The 20,275-nt window shown below is 56.3% G+C and carries 19 protein-coding genes; 2 read left to right on the forward strand and 17 right to left on the reverse strand.

Annotation, left to right across the window (positions count from 1 at the left end; all coding sequences use genetic code 11):
• Positions 1–2: 2 nt before the first annotated feature.
• From hybO to pdxB, 10 genes are all read right to left on the reverse strand, one after another.
• Positions 3–1,121 carry a hydrogenase 2 small subunit gene (gene hybO / locus DBY68_RS01165; RefSeq protein ID WP_108473564.1) on the reverse strand — a complete coding sequence of 373 codons (1,119 nt, stop codon included), beginning with the start codon at positions 1,119–1,121 and terminating at the stop codon, positions 3–5.
• Between the two features lie 387 nt (positions 1,122–1,508).
• Positions 1,509–3,026 carry an amidophosphoribosyltransferase gene (gene purF / locus DBY68_RS01170; RefSeq protein WP_108473563.1) on the reverse strand — a complete coding sequence of 506 codons (1,518 nt, stop codon included), beginning with the start codon at positions 3,024–3,026 and terminating at the stop codon, positions 1,509–1,511.
• A 33-nt stretch (positions 3,027–3,059) separates the two neighbouring features.
• Positions 3,060–3,548, reverse strand: a complete 489-nt coding sequence (gene cvpA / locus DBY68_RS01175) for a colicin V production protein (protein ID WP_015963619.1) — start codon at positions 3,546–3,548, stop codon at positions 3,060–3,062.
• A 252-nt stretch (positions 3,549–3,800) separates the two neighbouring features.
• Positions 3,801–4,502 (reverse strand): cell division protein DedD, encoded by a 702-nt coding sequence (gene dedD, locus DBY68_RS01180; RefSeq protein ID WP_108473562.1) that lies wholly within the window; start codon positions 4,500–4,502, stop codon positions 3,801–3,803.
• Complete coding sequence (folC, locus tag DBY68_RS01185) at positions 4,492–5,760, reverse strand: bifunctional tetrahydrofolate synthase/dihydrofolate synthase (protein WP_108473777.1); 1,269 nt, start codon at positions 5,758–5,760, stop codon at positions 4,492–4,494. The genes dedD and folC overlap by 11 nt, the downstream gene beginning before the upstream one ends.
• Positions 5,761–5,832: 72 nt before the next feature.
• Positions 5,833–6,747: an acetyl-CoA carboxylase, carboxyltransferase subunit beta gene (accD, locus tag DBY68_RS01190; protein ID WP_199538643.1), complete on the reverse strand. Its 915-nt coding sequence runs from the start codon at positions 6,745–6,747 to the stop codon at positions 5,833–5,835.
• A gap of 153 nt (positions 6,748–6,900) precedes the next feature.
• Complete coding sequence (locus DBY68_RS01195) at positions 6,901–7,560, reverse strand: DedA family protein (RefSeq protein ID WP_108473560.1); 660 nt, start codon at positions 7,558–7,560, stop codon at positions 6,901–6,903.
• Positions 7,561–7,588: 28 nt separating this feature from the next.
• Positions 7,589–8,401: a tRNA pseudouridine(38-40) synthase TruA gene (gene truA / locus DBY68_RS01200; protein ID WP_015963614.1), complete on the reverse strand. Its 813-nt coding sequence runs from the start codon at positions 8,399–8,401 to the stop codon at positions 7,589–7,591.
• Positions 8,401–9,414 (reverse strand): aspartate-semialdehyde dehydrogenase, encoded by a 1,014-nt coding sequence (locus DBY68_RS01205; protein ID WP_108473559.1) that lies wholly within the window; start codon positions 9,412–9,414, stop codon positions 8,401–8,403. Before DBY68_RS01205 ends, truA begins: the two co-directional genes overlap by 1 nt.
• 62 nt (positions 9,415–9,476) lie before the next feature.
• On the reverse strand, positions 9,477–10,613 hold the full coding sequence (pdxB, locus tag DBY68_RS01210; RefSeq protein WP_108473558.1) for a 4-phosphoerythronate dehydrogenase PdxB: 1,137 nt from the start codon (positions 10,611–10,613) through the stop codon (positions 9,477–9,479).
• A 111-nt stretch (positions 10,614–10,724) separates the two neighbouring features.
• On the opposite strand from pdxB, the gene flk reads away from it, so the two are divergent.
• Entirely contained in the window at positions 10,725–11,729 is a 1,005-nt protein-coding gene (gene flk / locus DBY68_RS01215) for a flagella biosynthesis regulator Flk (protein WP_108473557.1), read from the forward strand.
• Between the two features lie 86 nt (positions 11,730–11,815).
• Here flk and DBY68_RS01220 read toward each other — a convergent pair whose 3' ends face one another.
• Together DBY68_RS01220 and fabB are read right to left on the reverse strand one after the other, a co-directional pair.
• Positions 11,816–12,994, reverse strand: a complete 1,179-nt coding sequence (locus DBY68_RS01220) for an MFS transporter (protein ID WP_108473556.1) — start codon at positions 12,992–12,994, stop codon at positions 11,816–11,818.
• Positions 12,995–13,195: 201 nt separating this feature from the next.
• Complete coding sequence (gene fabB / locus DBY68_RS01225) at positions 13,196–14,413, reverse strand: beta-ketoacyl-ACP synthase I (protein WP_108473555.1); 1,218 nt, start codon at positions 14,411–14,413, stop codon at positions 13,196–13,198.
• A gap of 160 nt (positions 14,414–14,573) precedes the next feature.
• Between fabB and mnmC the strand changes: the two genes are divergently transcribed.
• On the forward strand, positions 14,574–16,574 hold the full coding sequence (gene mnmC / locus DBY68_RS01230; RefSeq protein ID WP_199538640.1) for a bifunctional tRNA (5-methylaminomethyl-2-thiouridine)(34)-methyltransferase MnmD/FAD-dependent 5-carboxymethylaminomethyl-2-thiouridine(34) oxidoreductase MnmC: 2,001 nt from the start codon (positions 14,574–14,576) through the stop codon (positions 16,572–16,574).
• 100 nt (positions 16,575–16,674) lie between these two features.
• On the opposite strand, the gene DBY68_RS01235 is transcribed toward mnmC, so the two are convergent.
• The 5 genes from DBY68_RS01235 to aroC are packed head-to-tail and all read right to left on the reverse strand — an operon-like array spanning position 16,675 to position 20,250.
• On the reverse strand, positions 16,675–16,950 hold the full coding sequence (locus DBY68_RS01235) for a YfcL family protein (RefSeq protein WP_108473553.1): 276 nt from the start codon (positions 16,948–16,950) through the stop codon (positions 16,675–16,677).
• Between the two features lie 26 nt (positions 16,951–16,976).
• Positions 16,977–17,525 (reverse strand): elongation factor P hydroxylase, encoded by a 549-nt coding sequence (locus tag DBY68_RS01240; RefSeq protein WP_108473552.1) that lies wholly within the window; start codon positions 17,523–17,525, stop codon positions 16,977–16,979.
• Between the two features lie 3 nt (positions 17,526–17,528).
• The gene (locus tag DBY68_RS01245) at positions 17,529–18,338 is read right to left on the reverse strand and encodes a sulfite exporter TauE/SafE family protein (RefSeq protein ID WP_108473551.1); all 810 of its coding nucleotides are present in this window, start codon (positions 18,336–18,338) and stop codon (positions 17,529–17,531) included.
• Entirely contained in the window at positions 18,338–19,162 is an 825-nt protein-coding gene (gene mepA / locus DBY68_RS01250; RefSeq protein WP_108473550.1) for a penicillin-insensitive murein endopeptidase, read from the reverse strand. The genes DBY68_RS01245 and mepA overlap by 1 nt, the downstream gene beginning before the upstream one ends.
• Positions 19,163–19,164: 2 nt before the next feature.
• Positions 19,165–20,250, reverse strand: a complete 1,086-nt coding sequence (aroC, locus tag DBY68_RS01255) for a chorismate synthase (RefSeq protein ID WP_108473549.1) — start codon at positions 20,248–20,250, stop codon at positions 19,165–19,167.
• Positions 20,251–20,275 lie beyond the last annotated feature (25 nt).

Consider the following 20,275-nt stretch of genomic DNA (forward strand, 5'->3'; position numbering starts at 1 on the left):
GGTTATTCTCCCCGTGAGTCAGTGTTGTCTTTCTTCTGCTGACGCCCCAGTTCGCGCACAGCCATTACGCTGACGCCCGCCACCAGGCCGACCACACCGCCCAATAAACCCACGGCGCCAGCAGAAATCTCGCCGCCCTCTTTCAGGTTTACATCCGGCTTTTCCGCCCGTGGCGTTTGATTCTCAACCGTTGCCAGTTGGTGGATACCTTTGTGGAAACCGACGCCCTCTTCGTTACAACCGTAACAGGGATGACCAATCGCCACCGGCCAGACGCCACCGACGTCGCAGAATTGCAGCGTGGAGCAGTTGCCGTACGTTTCTGGCCCTTTGCAGCCCAGATGGTACAGACACCAGCCCTGGCGATGTCCTTCATCGCCAAACTCTTTCGCAAAGCGCCCGGCGTCAAAGTGCGGACGGCGTTCGCAGTGTTCATGGATCAGACGGCCATAGGCGAAGGTTGGGCGATTTTTGCCATCGAGCTTCGGCGGTTTGCCAAAGGTGATGATATGCGCGACGGTCGCGAGGAAGTTATGCGGGTTGGGCGGGCAACCCGGAATGTTGATTATCGTTTTGCCCGGCAAGGCTTCCTGAAGCCCTACCGCGCCGGTCGGGTTAACGCCCGCCGCCGCCACGCCGCCCCAGGCTGCGCAAGAGCCGATAGCAATAATCGCCGCCGCGCCTTCTGCCGCTTTACGGATATGGTCGATAATCGGCTCGCCGGCGACCATGCAATAAATTCCGTTATCTTTTAACGGGATCGAGCCATCGACCACCAGCACATACTGACCTTTGTATTTCTCAAGGGCGTTGTGCTTGTTCTCTTCAACCTGATGGCCGAAAGCGGCGGAGAGCACTTCGTGGTATTCCAGAGAGATAGTCTCCAGCACGAGGTTTTCGACGGTTGGATGGGTGGCGCGGAGCAGAGATTCCGTGCATCCGGTACACTCCTGCGCGCCAATCCAGATTACCGGCGGACGCTGCGGGCGGGTGATTGATTCGGCCATCTCGGCGGCCGCTTTACTACTGAGCCCCATCGTGGCGGCCAGTGCTGCACAAAGCTTCATAAAATCACGGCGGTTAACGCCATGAGAAGTGCTGAGGGTGTTATCTCCAGTCATCTTGTTGTTATTCCGTAACGAAGACTTGGGTTTCTCCTGCACCTCTCGCAGGTTGCAAAAGGCGCACCATTGACCACATTTATTTTATGGTTATTGACAGCATACTACTCCGCCATATAGACAAAACGAAGGGTCGAGAGGGTTTTGTAACCAATGAAAGCAGTTTTTCTTACCACCTCACTAACCCCTGATTGGTATTATCCACATATTAAAAATGGTTAATGGACGCTACTATAAAATTTATGGCAGTGATGTTTATCCGGTTTGTTCACACTATTGAAAAACGGATTCTGAAAAATGTGAGGAAGACGAAATTACTGCGAAAAGAGAGGGATAGGATTGGGGGTACAGAAAAGAAAACGCCAGGTTGCCCTGGCGTTAGACGCGTTAACCTTCGTTATGCATCTCTAAGTTTTCCACTTCGTTCTGCAACTGCACCGCTTTGGCGTCGTCGTTACGCAGGGAATCGAGATAATCGAGGTACTGTTGATCGACATCTTTAGTGACGTATACACCGTTAAATACAGAACATTCAAACTGCTGAATATCCGGGTTTTCTGCGCGTACCGCGTCGATCAGATCGTCCAGATCCTGGAAGATAAGACCGTCTGCGCCGATGATCTGGCGAATTTCGTCGACTTCACGACCGTGGGCTATCAGCTCGGTCGCGGTTGGCATGTCGATACCGTAGACGTTCGGGAAACGAATTTCCGGTGCGGCGGAGGCCAGATACACCTTCTTCGCCCCGGCTTCACGTGCCATCTCGATAATCTGCTCTGAGGTGGTGCCGCGCACGATCGAGTCATCGACCAGCAGGACATTTTTATCGCGGAACTCGGCACGGTTGGCGTTAAGCTTACGGCGCACCGATTTACGACGCAGTTGCTGGCCCGGCATGATAAAGGTACGGCCAACGTAGCGGTTTTTCACGAAGCCCTGACGATACGGTTTGCCCAGAATACGTGCGATTTCCAGCGCGATATCGCAGGAGGTTTCCGGAATCGGGATCACCACGTCAATGTCCAGGTCTTCCCACTCGCGGGCAATCTTTTCACCCAGTTTGGTGCCCATATTCACGCGCGCGCTGTAAACGGAAATCTTGTCGATAAAGGAGTCCGGGCGCGCGAAATAGACGTACTCGAACAAGCACGGGTTGCTGACCGGGTTATCCGCGCACTGGCGGGTGAAGAGCTGTCCCTTCTCGGTGATATACACCGCTTCGCCCGGCGCCACGTCGCGCAGGAACTCAAAGCCCAGGGTATCGAGCGCCACGCTTTCGGAAGCAACCATATATTCCGTGCGGCCATCACCAATATCGCGTTTGCCCAGCACCAGCGGGCGAATGCCGTTCGGGTCGCGGAAGGCGACCATGCCGTGACCGATAATCATTGCCACGCAGGCGTAAGCGCCACGGATTTGACGGTTGGTCGCCGCAATTGCGGCGAAGATGTTATCGGCTTCCAGCGGATAATGACGGAAATTGTCGAGTTCGCTGGCGAAGATATTCAGCAGGATCTCGGAATCAGAGGTGGTATTGATGTGGCGGCGCTTCTCTTCGAACAGTTTTTGACGCAGTTCGTGCGCGTTGGTCAGGTTGCCGTTATGGGCAAGGGTGATGCCATACGGGGAGTTGACGTAGAAAGGTTGCGCCTCAGACGCGCTGGAGCTGCCAGCGGTTGGATAGCGCACGTGGCCAATCCCCATGTTGCCCTGCATACGCTGCATATGGCGAGCTTCAAAGACATCGCTGACCAGCCCGTTTGCCTTACGTAAACGGAAACAGTTGTTTGCATCAATGGTGATGATGCCCGCGGCATCCTGTCCACGATGCTGCAGCACCGTTAACGCATCATAAATCGACTGGTTGACCGGCATAACACCGGCGATACCGACAATACCGCACATACGTCTTTTCCTCGTTAAGCCACATCTCAGGACTTATGTCCTGGGCAAGAAACTTGACGAGCTTTGCAGATAGTCAAAGAACCATCTGATGATGAAACTGAACTGCGGGATAAGCTGCGATTTATGCCAGTCTTCGCTTTTCGCCACACCGGTAAAGGTATCAAGGAAGAACAGAATAGCGGCGACGATTAACACCCCGCGTAGCGCACCAAAACAGATGCCCAACACCCTGTCCGTTCCCGATAAACCGGTTTTTTCCACCAGTTGACCGATAACGTAGTTAACGATAGCGCCGACGATAAGCGTCGCGATAAACAGTACCGCGATAGCAATCCCGTTGCGAACCAGTTCATCATCAAAGCCCGTGAACCAGACGGACAGGTACGTGTAGTAATGACTCGCGACAAAGAAGGCACAGCCCCATGTCACCAGCGATAACGCTTCACGAACAAAGCCACGGATAAGGCTAACCAGACAGGAAAAACCTATTACCGCGATAATGGCGTAATCAATCCAGACCATATGTGTCCCACGATGCTACGCCCTGTCATCCGGTTCGGGGCGCATTCTAACAGAAAAAGAAAACGTTTGCGTAGGGATTTCCTTTCCCTGCGAAAATAAAAATGGCGCTGAAAAAATGTTCAACGCCATCGCTTCTGGAGGGGTTTTTAATCCCCCTCACCTTAGGGAGAGGGAGAAAACCCGCACCGACCTTTACACCATGCTCGATCGGTTCCCTCTCCCTCAGGGAGAGGGCTAGGGTGAGGGTCGCCTTTAATTCGGCGAATACCCCATCACCACCCCGCTCAGCCCGGAGAGCTGCTTAAGCTCGCCAAGCGAACCTTTAAGCTTCTCTTTCGACGCATCAGGCCCTACCAGGATGCGGGTAATTTTACCCTGAACTGGCGTGGAAGGCGACGTGTAGACGCGATAGCCCGCACCGCGAAGCGACGCGACAATCTCGTTGACTTTATCGGCGTTTTTCAACGCGCCAAGCTGCACGACGTACGCCTTCCCTTCCGGGGCCGGTTTTTCAGCAGGCGTCGGTTTGGCGGGCGGTGTTTCAGTCGCGGCGGCGATTTGCTCGCTGGCGACATCACGCGTTGGCTGCGGCTTCGGTTTCGGCGGCTCAACCGGTTTGGGTTTTGGCTTCGGTTGTTCCACTTGCACCGGCGCAGGATCGATGCCGTTGTTGTTCGCCGCGGCAAAACGCCCCGGATCGAGCGACGGTGCTGCCGCATCGCCCGCTCTCACTTCTTCCGCCGCGCCTTCCGGCGGCTGAGCTGGCAGCGCCTGTGTCGCCGTCGGCAGCATATCGGGCTCATCGCGGTCGCCCGGTTTTGGCACCAACGGGATCGCGGCAAACTCATCCTGGTAGTGTTTTTTCTGCCCGTCGAGCAGCCCTGGCAGCACAATGACGCCCAGCGCTACCAGCACAATTGTCCCGACTAAGCGGTTCTGAAACTTACTTGCCACCGGCTCTCCCCGCGTCTAACTCTTCCATTACATGCGCTACCGTGTGAAATGAGCCACACACCAGCACCGTATCTTCTGGCCCGGCATCGGCCATCGCCGCGTGCCACGCCTGCGCCACGCTGGCGTAGACGGTTCCTGCGCGTAAGTGTTTCACCAGCTCTTCAGCGGTGGCCCCGCGCGGCCCTTCTAAAGGCGCACAATACCAGCTATCGACCACACCTTCCAGACACGCCAGCGTACCGGCGATATCCTTATCATGCAGCATACCAATAACCGCCAGAACGCGCCCGGTCAGCGGCTCAGATTTGAGACGCCCGGCGAGGTACGCGGCGGCATGCGGGTTATGAGCAACGTCCAGAATCACGCGCGGTGAGGTCTGGATAGTCTGAAAGCGCCCCGGCAGAATGGCACCGGCGATACCGTCACGAATGGCCTGCTCGCTAACGTTAAGGCCACTGGCACGCAGTGCCGCCAGTGCGGTCGCCGCATTAGGTTGCGGCACCTGCGGCAACGGCAGCGCATCCAGGCGGCCTGCCGCATCGCTAAACCACCAGCTTTCAGCGTCCACGCCATACTGCCAGGCAATATCACGTTGTAACAGCTGTGCGCCCTTTTCACGCGCCACATCAGCGATCGTCGTCGGCATATCCGGTTCACCCACTACGGCCGGACGCCCGGCACGGAAGATACCGGCTTTTTCACGGCCAATACTTTCGCGATCCGGCCCCAGCCAATCGGTGTGATCCAGCGCGATGCTGGTAATGACCGCGACATCCGGATCCACCAGGTTGGTGGCATCCAGTCGCCCGCCGAGCCCAACTTCCAGAATGACCACATCCAGCGCGGCTTGTTTAAACAGCCACAATGCGGAAAGCGTACCGTATTCAAAATAGCTCAACGAGATATCGCCACGCGCCTGCTCGATAGCGGCAAACGACGCCGTATGCGCGCTCTCCGTGAGTTCTGCGCCCTGCACGCGTACACGTTCGGTGTAACGCACCAGATGCGGAGAACTGTAAACGCCCACTTTGTAGCCCGCCGCCGTCAGCATCGCTTCCAGCGTCCGGCAGGTGGTGCCTTTGCCGTTGGTTCCGGCAACAGTAAAGACAAATGGCGCAGGTTTCTGCACGTTCAGCCGGGCAGCCACCTCGCCCACGCGTTCCAGGCCCAGGTCGATGGTTTTGCTATGGAGGTGTTCCAGATAAGAAAGCCACGTAGCCAGGGGCGACGTGGCCTGAGGAATAAGTTTGTTGTCCATGATGCCCGCGATTTGTTTAACGGTGATGAGAAGCAAAAAGGGCAGCGCCGTCTGGCCCTGCCCTTTGCATTATCAGGCCTCTGGTTCCTGATCCGGTACCGGTGGTACCTCCACACTTTCGTGGGCTTCTTCCGGATTTGGTGCCGGAAGATTCATGAGCTTCGCCAGGATGCTCGCCAGCTTCAGGCGCATTTCCGGACGACGAACAATCATATCGATTGCCCCTTTCTCAATCAGGAACTCACTGCGCTGGAATCCCGGCGGCAGTTTTTCACGAACCGTTTGTTCGATAACACGCGGGCCGGCAAAGCCGATCAGCGCTTTCGGTTCAGCGATGTTCAGGTCGCCCAGCATCGCGAAGCTCGCCGATACACCGCCCATGGTCGGGTCGGTCAGTACCGAGATATACGGCAGACCACGTTCCTGCATTTTCGCCAGCGCCGCAGAGGTTTTCGCCATCTGCATCAGCGACATCAGCGCTTCCTGCATACGTGCCCCACCGGATGCAGAGAAGCAAATCAGCGGGCAGTTATCTTCCAGCGCCTGCTCAACCGCACGAACAAAACGCGCGCCAACTACGGAGCCCATCGAACCGCCCATAAAGGCGAATTCGAATGCCGCAGCCACCACCGGCATGTCGTGCAGCGTGCCTTTCATGACCACCAGCGCATCTTTCTCGCCCGTTTCTTTCTGAGCAGACGCCAGACGGTCTTTGTATTTTTTGGAGTCACGGAACTTCAGCACGTCTTTGGGCTCAAGCTCGCTTCCCAGTTCCACCAGTGATCCTTCATCCAACAGGCTATGCAGGCGATTACGCGCTGACATACGCATGTGGTGGTCACACTTAGGGCAAACCTCCAGGTTACGCTCCAGCTCGGCGCGGTACAGAACCTGCCCACAGCTGTCGCACTTGGTCCATACACCCTCAGGAATGCTCGCTTTGCGTGTAGGGGTGATGTTGCTTTTAATTCGTTCAATCCAGCTCATTGATAACCTTTCTGCCTGAACCTGGTCGATGCCAGTTTTGTCATAAGGGGCGCATAATGCCATTTTTGCCCCTTACAGACCATGAATGTTGCACATTAAAACATAACAGCCCGAAACTTTGGATAAAAAAGTGGTCGAACCGCGAATTCGCGCTTACTTCGCTTGTTTTGCCGCCGCGCGACGATGGCGCACAATTTCGATAACCCCTGGCAAAACAGAGACCACAATAATCCCGACAATCAGTAACTTAAGGTTATCCTGAATCATCGGGATGGTACCGAAGAAGTAACCCGCATAGGTAAACAGCAGCACCCATAATACCGCGCCAATTACGTTATAGGCGGCAAAATGGCGATAGGACATGTGCCCCATCCCTGCGACAAACGGTGCGAAGGTGCGAACAATCGGCACGAAGCGCGCCAGAATAATCGTTTTTCCACCGTGTTTTTCATAAAACTGGTGCGTTTTATCCAGGTAGCTGCGACGGAAAATTTTCGAGTTCGGGTTACTGAACAGCTTCTCGCCAAACAGCCGTCCAATCGTGTAGTTCACCGCATCTCCGGCAATTGCCGCAATCAACATTAATGCCACCATCAGATGGACGTTAATGTCGTTGGTGCCCAGCGAAGCCAGCGCCCCGGCGACAAACAGCAGGGAATCGCCCGGTAAAAACGGCGTAACAACCAGGCCTGTTTCACAGAAAAGAATTAAAAACAGAATGGCATAAACCCAGACGCCGTATTGCGCGACGAGCTCTGCCAGATGCACATCAATATGTAGAATAAAATCAATGAGAAAGTGAATCAGATCCATAATTGTCTTCAGCCTTTGTGAACTGCTCTCAGTCCGCTAAAAAAAGCGGCCCCATGGGTACGCGCGGCAGGTCAAAACGTTCCGGGTAATCAACAGAAACCAGATACAAACCTTCCGCTTTCGCCGTTGCTGCCGCCAGCGTTCTGTCTTTTGCGGCTAACAACTCAGCAATCCAGCTCTCTGGCTGGTTTTGGGCGCCGACTTCCATCAGGCTGCCGACGATATTCCTTACCATATGATGCACAAAGGCATTCGCTTTAATATCTACCACCACGTACGCGCCATAGCGGGCAACATTAATATGCATAATGTTGCGCCACGGCGTGCGTGACTGACACTGCACCGCGCGGAACGAGGTGAAATCGTTCTCGCCCAACAAACACTGGGCGGCACGGTGCATTCGCGCCTCATCCAGCGGTTGATGATAGTGGGTTACTCCCTGACTCATCACCGCCGGACGTAACCGATGATTGTAGATGATGTAGCGATAACGGCGAGCCGTGGCGCTAAAACGTGCATGAAAATCTTCCGGCACATGTTTCACCCAACGCACGGCGATGTCACCAGGTAAATTCGCATTTACACCAAGTGTCCACGCCGCGTCTTTACGATCGGCGGTGGTTTCAAAATGCACCACCTGCCCGGTACCGTGTACGCCGGAATCGGTACGCCCGGCGCAGAACACGGTGATCGGTTCGTTGGCCACCTGAGTGAGCGCTTTTTCCAGCTTCTCCTGCACGCTGCGGACTTCGTTCTGACGCTGCCAGCCATAATATTTGCTGCCGTCATACTCGATGCCCAGCGCAATTTTATAGACGGGCTGTTGCTGCACTTCCGACATTAGTACATATACTCCTGCACTAATTTTTCAGCGATTTTCACCGCCATCAGCGCGCCGCCAAAGCGAACGTTATCAGCGACCGACCAGAACTGTACCTGTTCCGGCATACCGTAGTCATTACGCACACAACCGACAGAAAGATGCGCGCTGCCGGAAGCATCGTTCACTTGCGTCGGGAACTCATTCTCTTCAGAGAGCACGACATCTTCGCCACGAGCGAAAGCATCACGAGCTTCGTCTGCTGCCAGCGGACGCATGGCTTCGAATCCGACCATCTGCGCATGACCATAGAAGACCGGCGACTGGACGCAGTTAGCGGAGATAATCAGGCCTTCATCCTGCAAAATTTTGCGCGTCTGATCGACGATTCGCTGCTCTTCACGCACGATACCTTCACGATTCGGCAGCAGCGGCAGCATGTTGAACGCCAACTGGCGACCGAAGAAATCGTCATCATCAATCGGAATGCCGTTGAGCAGTTTTGCACTCTGCCCCGCCAGCGCATCGACGGCTTTCTTGCCGTGAGCCGATGCGGAAAGCAGGCAGGTCACGTTGATACGCGCCAGACCGCCCTGGTCGATCAGCGGTTTCAGCGCTGCCAGCAGTTGACTGGTCTGGCTGTCCGGCACAGCAATCAAGTTACGGTTACGGTAATCGGCCAACACAAACGGGTTCACTTCCGGCACAACCAGCGGCACGTCCGGTTCAAGCGCGAACTGTCCACTCAAATCAATAACCAGGCAGCCTGAGTTAGTGGCTTCTTCCACATACGTTGACGTGGCTTCAACACCCGCTGCAAAGAACGCGAGTTGAACCTGTGTCCAGTCGAATTCCGCCGCATCCTGAACGCGCACGGTTTTCCCGCCAAAGCGCAGCGATTCCCCGGCGCTTTCGCTACGCGCCAGCGCATAGAGTTCACCTACCGGGAACTCACGCTCCGCCAGTGTTTCAAGCAGGGCTTCCCCAACGGCGCCCGTTGCGCCCAGTACGGCAATATTCCAGCCTTCAGACATGGTGATTAACTCCAGAAATAGCGACGTGCCTCGCCGACGAGCAAGGCACAAAAGAAATAATCTTAACGAATCGGATGATGAACGGCGTTAAACCCGAGCTTTTTCAGAAGCGTTGCCGCATCTGCGTCATCACATTGTACATACAGTGACGACCACTCGCGGCGCTCAAGGTAATTTTTACGCAGCTTGTCGAACTCACCCGGAATGCCCGCCACTTTTCGCAGCGGCGCATCATCGCGGCGCACATCATACACCAAATGCACCAGCCTTTTCAGCGTTGGCTGATCGAGCTTACCGTGCAAGGTGATGCGGCCGAATTCCGGCGGCGGCAGCAGCGTATCCAGCGCCACCTGCTGCGCCTGGCCGATAAACTTGCTATAGGCTTCAAACACCTGCGTGGTGCCGCGCGCTTTGCCTTCCAGCGTGTAGCCAGCGATGTGCGACGTGCCGATATCCACTTTTTCGAGCAGCGCCAGGTTGAGATCCGGTTCCGGCTCCCAGACATCAAGCACAACGCTAAGATCCTGACCGGCTTCAAGGCATTTTAGCAAGGCCGCGTTATCCACCACCGGGCCACGGCAGGCGTTAATTAAAATCGCGCCCGGCTTCAGACTGCGGATCAGCGCTTCATCGGCCAGGTGCAGCGACTTATACGGGCCATCTTTAAACAGCGGCGTATGGAAGGTCAGGATATCGGCTTCCTGTACCAGTTCATCGAGCGCGCGGAAATCGCCCTCGTCGCCGTTATCGGCACGCGGCGGATCGCACAGCAGCGTGCGCACACCCAGCGCTTCCAGACGTTTTTGCAGCCGTCCGCCTACATTACCGACACCCACAATCCCGACCGTACGGTCAGTGAGCGTAAAACCGTCGCGCTCAGCCAGATACAACAGTGAGGAGAAAACGTATTCCACGACCGCAATGGCGTTACAGCCAGGGGCGGCGGAAAAACCAATGCCCGCCTGCGCAAGCCACGCCTGATCGACATGGTCAGTACCCGCGGTCGCCGTGCCAACAAATTTAATTGACTGATTCGCCAGCAGGGACTCATTCACCTTCGTGACGGATCGCACCATCAGCGCGTCGGCGCCCGCCAGTTCCGCTACCGGAATGGGACGTCCTGGAACAGCCTTCACCTCACCCAAACGGCTGAAGAGCTCACGGGCGTAGGGCATATTTTCATCAACAAGGATTTTCACGTTACGGTACCTGTCTGAGAACGAGAGTTAACCGGGGAAGTGTGCCATAATCTGGCCGCCAGGCATACTCGACATCCTGGTTAAGTAGAGCAATAAGGTTAAGGATAAATCATGACGCAACCCATTTCAGGTATGCCCTCGCGCCCTCCGGGGGAAGGTTCAACCACCACTTCTGTCGCCGGAGAACAACCGCTCTCCACGCAGCAGCGCACGGTACTTGAACGTCTCATCACGCGTCTTATGGCGTTGACCTCACAAACGAATGCGCAGGTGTGGGCTGGCGTGCGTCACGATTTGGGGTTGAAGAATGATTCACCGCTGGTGTCGCGCAATTTTCCTGCCGCCGAGCAGAATCTGAATCAGCGCCTCGAAACGGCACAGCAGAATCTTAGCACCCGGCAAACCCTGTCACAGCTGACGGAACTGTTGAATCACGGTAATAATCGCCAGGCGGTCAGTGATTTTATTCGCCAGCAGTATGGGCAAACCGCGCTGAGTCAGTTAACACCCGCTCAACTGAAAAACGTGCTGCAACTCCTGCAAAACGGCCAGCTGTCGATTCCGCAACCGCAGCAACGCCCGGCAACCGATCGCCCGCTGCAGCCAGCCGAGCACAATACGCTGAATCAGTTGGTGACCAAACTTGCCGCTGCCACGGGCGAGTCGAGCAAGATTATCTGGCAATCAATGCTGGAGCTTTCCGGCGTGAAAACCGGCGAGTTAATTCCGGCCAAACATTTTACGGCACTGGCGACCTGGCTACAGGCGCGTCAGACACTAAGCACCCAGCCGGCGCCGACGCTCAATGCACTGCAGGCGGCGCTCAAACAGCCGATGGAACCGCACGAGTGGCAGGCCCTGAAGGATTACGGTCAGCAAAACTGGAACATCACGCCACAGACGGTGCTGACAATGACGCAGGTGCAAACGCTGTTGAATCAGCTTTTCCTCAAGCGCGTCGAGCGTTCGCAGGACACGCTGGATGTGCAATATGTGCAGCCCATCACCAGCCCATTCGCACCGATCATTGAGGCATATAAATCCGCCTCTGCGCGACCGGGCCTGATGCTTATCGTGCTCGTTGTGGTGATGGCGCTGTTATGGATGGTGCTCTAAGCCTGCAGTAACAACAGACGAATGATGGTGGTCATCACCGCGTCATCATCATTCGTTCCGGTAATCAAATTTACCGCTGCGAGGCGTCACTTTTTACGAAACGCGACGAGCGTCACCACAATACCCAGCAGCGCCGAAATCGCCCCGGCGAGGAAGACGGAAGGATATCCCGCCATTGTCGCCAGCATCCCCGCCAGCGGGCCGGAGACACCGAGCGCGATGTCCTGAAATGCCGCATAGCCGCCTAATGCCGTGCCGCGCACCTGCGGCGGTACACGCTTGACGACTTCGACGCCCAGCGCCGGGAAAATCAGCGAACAACCTGCGCCGGTCAACGCCGCGCCGGCCAACGCCATCCATGCATCCGGTGCCTGCCACAGCAGCGCAAGCCCCACCGTTTCAACCAGCAGCGAGCCCACCGCCACCTTCACGCCGCCAAAGCGGTCAGGCATCCAGCCAAACAGAATACGCACCAGCACAAACGCGCCGCCGAAGGCCGTCAAGGTGAAACCCGCCATCGCCCAGCCGTTGCTGGCAAAGTAGAGTGACACGAAGGTACCTATCATCGCAAAGCCCACGCCCTGCAACGCCAGGCCCAGACCCGGCTGCCAGATAAGCCCAATGACGCTCCACAGCGAAGGCCGCTCGCCTGCGTTGGCGGGCACTTTGCGTACACTGCCGTTAAATGCCCACGCCGCCACAGGCAGCAACATCGTCACCACGGCGAGCGTGGCAAAACTGTAATGACTGTTGAGGAAAAGCCCCAATGGCGCACCGACCGCCAGTGCGCCAAAAATCGCCATCCCGTTCCACGACATCACCTTTCCGGAGCGTTTTGGGCCAACGAGCCCCATTCCCCAGGTAAGTGTTCCGGTCAGCAGCTGGCTTTCACCAAAGCCCAGAATCAAACGGCCAACAATCAAGAGGCCAAACTTCACCATCGCATCAACGGGCAGCAGTGCCGCCGCCAGCCAGGCCGTCCCGGCCAGCGCACAGGCGGCCATTCCCTGAAGCGCCGAACGCTTCGCACCGTATTGATCGGCCAGACGCCCGGCATAGCCGCGCGTTAATACGGTGGCGAGAAACTGAATACCCACGGCGATACCGACCATGGTATTGCCATACCCCAGTTCCTGATGCACAAACAACGGAATAACGGGCAGCGGAATACCGACGGTCAGATAGGTGAGAAAAACAGCAAAGGCGATACGGAACAGCGAGCCGTTACCGGAAGATGCTGGAACAGATTGAGAAACTTCAGACATGCTTTACTCCAGAATGCAGAGTAAGGCGGGGAATAGACCACGCCTCCTCCACCTGATAATCAGGGTGTCGGCGCGTTGATTGACGTTAAACGCTTACGCACTCGTATGAGAGTGTTGAGGGCCGATTTTGCCTTTTTTAACAGCAAGATGTCAACGCACAAAAAAGGAGCCTTCCGGCTCCTTTTTTAAGGCGTTCAGCAATTACGCTTTCAGCTTACGCATCACCAGCGTTGCATTAGTGCCGCCGAAGCCGAAGCTGTTGGACATCACGGTGGTCAGTTCACGCTCGGTCGGTTCGGTTACGATGTTCAGGCCAGCGGCCTGCTCGTCCAGCTCTTCAATGTTGATGCTTGGCGCGATAAAGCCATGTTCCAGCATCAGCAGAGAATAGATAGCTTCCTGCACGCCAGCGGCACCCAGAGAGTGACCGGTCATGGCTTTGGTTGCAGAGATAGCCGGGCTGTTACTGCCAAACACTTCCTGAATAGCGCCCAGTTCTTTCACGTCGCCAACCGGCGTAGACGTACCGTGGGAGTTCAGGTAGTCGATAGGAGTATCAACGCCGTTCATTGCCATCTTCATGCAACGTACTGCGCCTTCGCCAGACGGAGCAACCATGTCAGCGCCATCAGACGTTGCACCGTAGCCCACGATTTCTGCATAGATATGCGCGCCGCGCGCCAGAGCGTGTTCCAGCTCTTCGACAACAACCATACCGCCGCCGCCCGCGATGATAAAACCGTCACGATGTGCGTCATACGTACGGGACGCTTTTTCCGGGGTGTCGTTGAATTTCGTGGACAGCGCGCCCATTGCATCGAACTCGCAGGCCATTTCCCAGCCCAGTTCTTCGCCGCCACCGGCAAACACGATATCCTGTTTGCCCAACTGGATTTGTTCTACCGCGTTACCTATGCAGTGTGCGGAGGTGGCACACGCGGAACTGATAGAGTAGTTCACACCGTGAATTTTGAACGGTGTTGCCAGGCACGCGGAAACCGCGGAGCCCATGGCTTTGGTCACCACATAAGGGCCGACTGCTTTCAGGCCACGTGGGCTACGCATTGCGTCGGCACCGAACACCTGCGCTTTAGAGGAGCCGCCGGAACCAGCGATCAGCCCCACACGCGGGTTGTTCTGATAATCTTCAGCTTTCAGGCCAGAGTCTTCAACTGCTTGCTGCATAGAGAGGTAAGCGTAAATAGAGGCATCGTTCATGAAACGGACCACTTTGCGGTCGATAAGACCGGTGGTGTCCAGTTTGACGTTACCCCATACGTGGCTACGCATACCAGAGTCTTTAAACTCTTGAGAGAAAGTGATCCCCGAGCGTCCTTCACGCAGAGATGCCAGGACTTCCTGCTGGTTGCTACCGATGCTGGAAACGATGCCCAGGCCAGTAATCACTGCACGTTTCATTCATAACCTCTGTAAGTCATCACTATTTTAAAGTTTCGAGAGGCAAGATAGCGTACACTTGTACGCCGAACAAGTCCGATCAGCCAATTTATGCATAAATTTGCGCCTTCCGGCACGCATCGCTAAGATCGGCAGACTCCTTGCCGCACGAGTAACTTACGTGAAACAAAACGCCATACAATCTGCCAACCTCGAATTCAACAGTGAGGGTACACCTGTTTCCCGAGATTTCGACGACGTCTATTTCTCCAACGACAACGGTCTGGAAGAAACGCGCTACGTCTTTCTGGGAGGTAACCAGTTAGAGGCACGCTTCCCCACCCATCCGCATCCTCTGTTTGTAGTAGCGGAAAGCGGGTTCGGAACGGGGCTCAACTTCCTGACCCTTTGGCAGGCATTTGATGCCTTTCGTCTCAAGTGGCCTGAGGCGACACTGCAGCGGCTGCATTTTGTCAGCTTTGAAAAATTCCCGCTCACCGCAGCCGACCTGCGCTTAGCGCATCAGCACTGGCCGGAACTGGCGCCGTGGGCGGAACAGCTTCAGGCCCAGTGGCCATTGCCACTGGCGGGCTGCCATCGTTTATTGCTTGATGGCGGGCGGGTGACGCTTGATTTGTGGTTTGGCGATATTAACGAACTGACCGATCAACTGGATGATTCGTTTAATCAGCAGGTGGATGCCTGGTTCCTTGACGGTTTTGCTCCGGCGAAAAACCCGGATATGTGGACGCCGCAGCTCTTTTCCGCGATGGCACGCCTGGCCCGCCCCGGCGGCACGCTGGCCACGTTCACCTCGGCGGGGTTTGTCCGTCGCGGGTTGCAGGACGCTGGTTTTACGATGCATAAAACCAAAGGCTTTGGTCGCAAGCGTGAGATGCTGGTCGGTGAAATGACGCAACCGAACGCACTTCCCGCACGTGCGCCGTGGTTTGCCCGCACCGGCGCCAGCTCGCGTGAAACCGCGATTATCGGCGGCGGCATCGCCAGTGCCCTGCTCTCACTGGCCCTGCTGAGACGCGGCTGGCAGGTGACGCTTTACTGTGCCGATGATGCCCCGGCGCAGGGCGCATCCGGCAATCGTCAGGGCGCGCTGTATCCATTGTTAAGCGCGCACGATGCTGCGCTGGAAACGTTCTTCCCGGCGGCGTTTACTTTCGCACGCCGACTTTATGATTCGCTTCCGGTGGCCTTTGATCATCGGTGGTGCGGCGTCACCCAGCTTGGCTGGGATGCAAAAAGTCAGCAGAAAATCGACCACATGCTGTTGCTGGGGCTGCCTGAAGGATTGGCTCATGCGGTAAGCGCACAGGAGGTTGCCGCCACTACGGGTGTGGAAACTGGCTGCGGTGGCATTCAGTACCCGGCGGGCGGCTGGCTCTCTCCGGCACAGCTTACGGCGGGCGTATTTGCACTGGCCCGGCAGCAGGGGCTGGTCGTGCACTGGAACAAATCCCTCACTTCGCTGGAAAAACAGGATGAGGCCTGGCAATTGCATTTCGCTGATGGAGAAAGCGCCCGCGCCGCGAGCGTGGTGCTGGCGACCGGGCATAATATTAACCAGCTTCCACAAACCGCCGCGTTGCCTGTGTACGCTGTTGGCGGGCAGGTAAGCCATATCCCCACTCGCCCTGCGCTGGCGCAGCTTCGCCAGGTGCTGTGCTATGACGGTTATCTGACGCCGCAAAACCCGGCTAATCAGCATCACTGCATTGGTGCAAGCTACCATCGTGGTGAACGCGAGATGACCTTTAACGAGGAAGACCAGCAGCATAATCGTCAGCGATTGATCGACTGTTTCCCCGATGCCGAATGGGCAAAAGCGGTCGATGTCAGCGCCAACGAGGCGCGCGTTGGTGTGCGTTGCGCCACGCGCGATCATCTGCCGATGCTCGGCAATGTGCCGGATTACGACACTACGCTGGTGCAATATGCCCATCTGCTGGAGGAGCAGGACACCGCAGCAACAGCCCCGGTTTACCCGAATCTGTTTATGCTGGGTGGGCTTGGGTCTCGCGGATTATGTACCGCCCCGCTGGCGGCCGAAGTGCTGGCATCGCAAATGAGCCATGAACCACCGCCGCTGGATGCACGCACGTTATCGGCGTTAAATCCGAATCGGTTGTGGGTAAGGAAGTTATTGAAGGGAAAGAAGGTTAAGTAAGCTCCCCCTCACCCCGGCCCTCTCCCGCAGGGAAAGAGAGAAAAACCAAAACGCACGAACGATCCCCACTCCTACAGGGAGAGGGGATCGGGCCAGGGCCCTACTGCTGCGCCTTCTGGAACAGCGTCTCCCACATCCCCAGCACCAGAGCCTGGTCGCGCGGTGACAGTTCGCCGGCCTGAATCGCTTTCTCCAGGCTGCGGGTCACGTTATGCGACACCGCATCAGCAGTGTGATCGTCGCCCTCTTCCAGCTCGGCAACCGCCAGCGTCAGGTGACCACGCAGATAACCGCTGGCAAACAGTTCATCGTCGCTGGCGTGCTCCACCATGTCATCAATTAACGCCAGAATGCGTGATTCAAACTCGGCGATCATCTTCTTTCCTCTTTTTGAACGTGGCGTTAGTTAAGGTCTTCCGGCCACGGAAATTGTTCTGCCGCGAGCGGCGGCGTCTGATAATAGTTTTGTAATGCGTTGATAAATCTGGCCGGGCGTGCAGGAATGCCCTTCTCCAGATATTCCATCACCTGCGCATGTACGCGGCGCTGAAAAACAATGCGGTCCGGCTCGAAGTCGCCTTCCAGGTTGTCGCAACTTACGTTAAACGGATAGCCCGCCGCCACGCAGAAAAGCCAGTCGAAAGCCTGTGGTTTCACTTCCACATCTTCAAACTGCCCCTGCGTTTTGGCATCGCGTCCGTCCGGGCAGTACCAGTAACCGAAATCGACCAGCTCACGACGCGCCTTTCCGGCGATACACCAGTGCGAAATCTCGTGCAGCGCGCTGGCGTAAAAGCCATGGGCAAAGACGATGCGGTTATAGGGCACATCGGCATCAGCAGGAAGATAGATCGGTTCGTCGTCGCCTTTAATCAGACGGGTATTAAAATCATCGGCAAAGCAGCTATCGAAAATATCAATCAGCTGCTGCGCGTTATGCGTTGCGTTCATTACTTAATTCATCCCTAACCACTGAAGGATTTCCTGTCCATGGCTGTCATACAGAAGTTTGGCGCTCATCACCGCCGAGACGATGACAATCATCGGGCGAATAAGCGATTGCCCTTTGCTGAGAACCAGCCGTGACCCCATTCGGGCACCGAAGAACTGGCCGACCATCATCACGAAGCCGGTTGCCCAGATAACTTTGCCGCCCAGAATAAACAGTAGCAGCCCGCCGACGTTTGACGTGGCGTTCAGCACTTTCGCATGGGCGGTCGATTTGGCGAGGTTGAAGCCTGCCAGGGTGACAAACGCCAGTGCGTAGAATGACCCCGCGCCGGGGCCAAAGAAACCGTCATAAAAACCGACGCCCCCCCCCGCCACCAGCGCAAATGGTAGACCGTGCAGACGACGTGCGCGGTCGCCTTCACCGATTTTCGGCATCAAGAGGAAGTACAGACCAATACCGATAACCAGCAGCGGTAAAATCTGGCGCAATACGTCAGCTTTCACATACTGCACCAGCAGCGCACCCGCCATTGAACCGATAAAGGTCATCAGGATATTGAGCTTCTGATCGGCCAGATTCACCACCTTCTGGCGGATAAAATAGATCGACGCAGAAAGCGATCCGCCGCAGGCCTGCAATTTATTTGTCGCCAGCGCTTGCGCCGGCGACATGCCCGCCGCCATCAGCGCGGGAACGGTGAGTAAGCCGCCGCCGCCCGCTAAAGAATCAATAAATCCGGCCAGTGCGGCGATAAAAAACAGCGCCACCAGCATGAGGGGTGATACCGTGAATATCTCAACAAAACTGTCCATCAGAGTACGTGCTCATCCAGTAACGCCTGGCAGGAAGGCGGTAATGGCGGCGGCGTCTTCTTCACAGGTTTGGTGGTGCCCGGTTTAGGCGGTTCGAACCAGCTTTGCAACTCCGCACCGCAACCGTCACCTGCCGGCGGCAAAGCTTGATCTTCACATTCAAGGCTGTTCGCCGGGCAACGCAAACGCACGTGCATATGCGCGCGATGCTGGAACCACGGGCGAACTTTACGTAACCAGTCGCGATCGCTCCCCGCCTCCAGACAAAGCTGTTGCTTAATTGCCGGGTTCACAAAGATGCGCGTGACGTCGTTGTCCTGCGCGGCAAGCTTAATCAGATGACCAATTTCCGGCTGCCAGACGCGCGAGTTAATGCTTTTACCATCCGCCGCGACCAGATCCAGCGCCTGCGGTTTCAGCAGTTGCGCCGACGTCCAGCGGGTTTTCGGCAATTGCAGGAAGATATCGACATCCAACCCGCTCTGGTGGCTGGCATGGCCGCCGTTAAAGCGCCCACCGGCTGGCATGCCCATATCGCCAATCAGAACCGTTCCCATGCCGTGGTTCTGCACCTGCTGACTGAGGCGCTGAATAAAACGCATCAGATCCGGGTGGCCGAAATAACGACGCTGATCGGTGCGCATCACCTGATACGTGTTCGATTGCAGCGGCAGCGCTTCTGCCCCGACAATACAGCCGTTGGCGAACGCGCCGATTGACTGCGCACTGCCCGCAATAGGCTGCGTTACTTTTTGCCACGGCGTTGCCGCCAGGCTGGCGGTGCTGACCACAAGGGCCAGCAGAGCGAGAACGGTTTTTTTCATGATTACCAGCGTGGAAGAGTGGTCGTCACATCGGCGTTTTGCGCACGTTGACGCATAAAGTGATCCATCAAAACTATCGCCAGCATCGCTTCCGCGATAGGCACCGCACGAATACCGACACACGGGTCGTGACGGCCTTTGGTGATCATCTCAACTTCTTCACCAAAGCGATTGAGCGTTTTACCCGGCACGGTAATGCTGGAGGTGGGTTTCAGAGCGATGTTCGCGACAATCTGCTGACCGCTGCTGATACCGCCCAGAATGCCGCCCGCGTGGTTGCTCTGGAAACCGTCTTTGGTGATTTCGTCGCGATTTTCACTGCCACGCAGTTTCACTACGTCAAAACCGTCGCCGATTTCCACGCCTTTCACCGCGTTGATGCTCATCAGTGCGTGCGCGATATCGGCATCCAGGCGGTCAAAGACTGGCTCGCCAAAGCCCGCAGGTACACCATCGGCAACCACAGTGACTTTCGCCCCGATAGAGTCGCCCTCTTTTTTCAGGCCGCGCATCAGTTCATCCAGGGCGTCGATTTTGTCTGGATCCGGGCAGAAGAATGGGTTCTGCTCAACCTGATCCCAGTCTTTTATCGCCAAAGGAATATCACCCATCTGAGTCAGGCACGCGCGGATCTGAATACCGAATTTCGTCGCGAGGAATTTTTTGGCAATGGCGCCTGCCGCCACGCGCATTGCCGTTTCACGGGCAGAAGAACGGCCACCGCCGCGATAGTCGCGCAGGCCATATTTCTGTTCATAGGTGTAATCAGCGTGCCCTGGGCGGAACACATCTTTGATAGCACCGTAATCCTGCGAGCGCTGATCGGTATTTTCAATCAGCAAGCCAATGCTGGTACCGGTGGTCACGCCTTCAAACACGCCAGAGAGAATTTTCACCTGGTCCGGCTCGCGGCGCTGGGTGGTGTAGCGCGAGGTACCAGGGCGACGACGGTCGAGGTCGTGCTGCAAATCCGCTTCCGTTAACGGGATGCCTGGCGGCACGCCATCAACGATGCAGCCCAGTGCCAGACCATGCGACTCACCGAAGGTGGTTACGCGAAAGAGTTGTCCAATTGTATTTCCTGCCATCACGGCTCCGCTGTCGTTGTTGTGT

The sequence above is a fragment of the Pseudocitrobacter sp. RIT415 genome, from assembly GCF_003057695.2.
Lineage (GTDB): Bacteria > Pseudomonadota > Gammaproteobacteria > Enterobacterales > Enterobacteriaceae > Pseudocitrobacter > Pseudocitrobacter faecalis.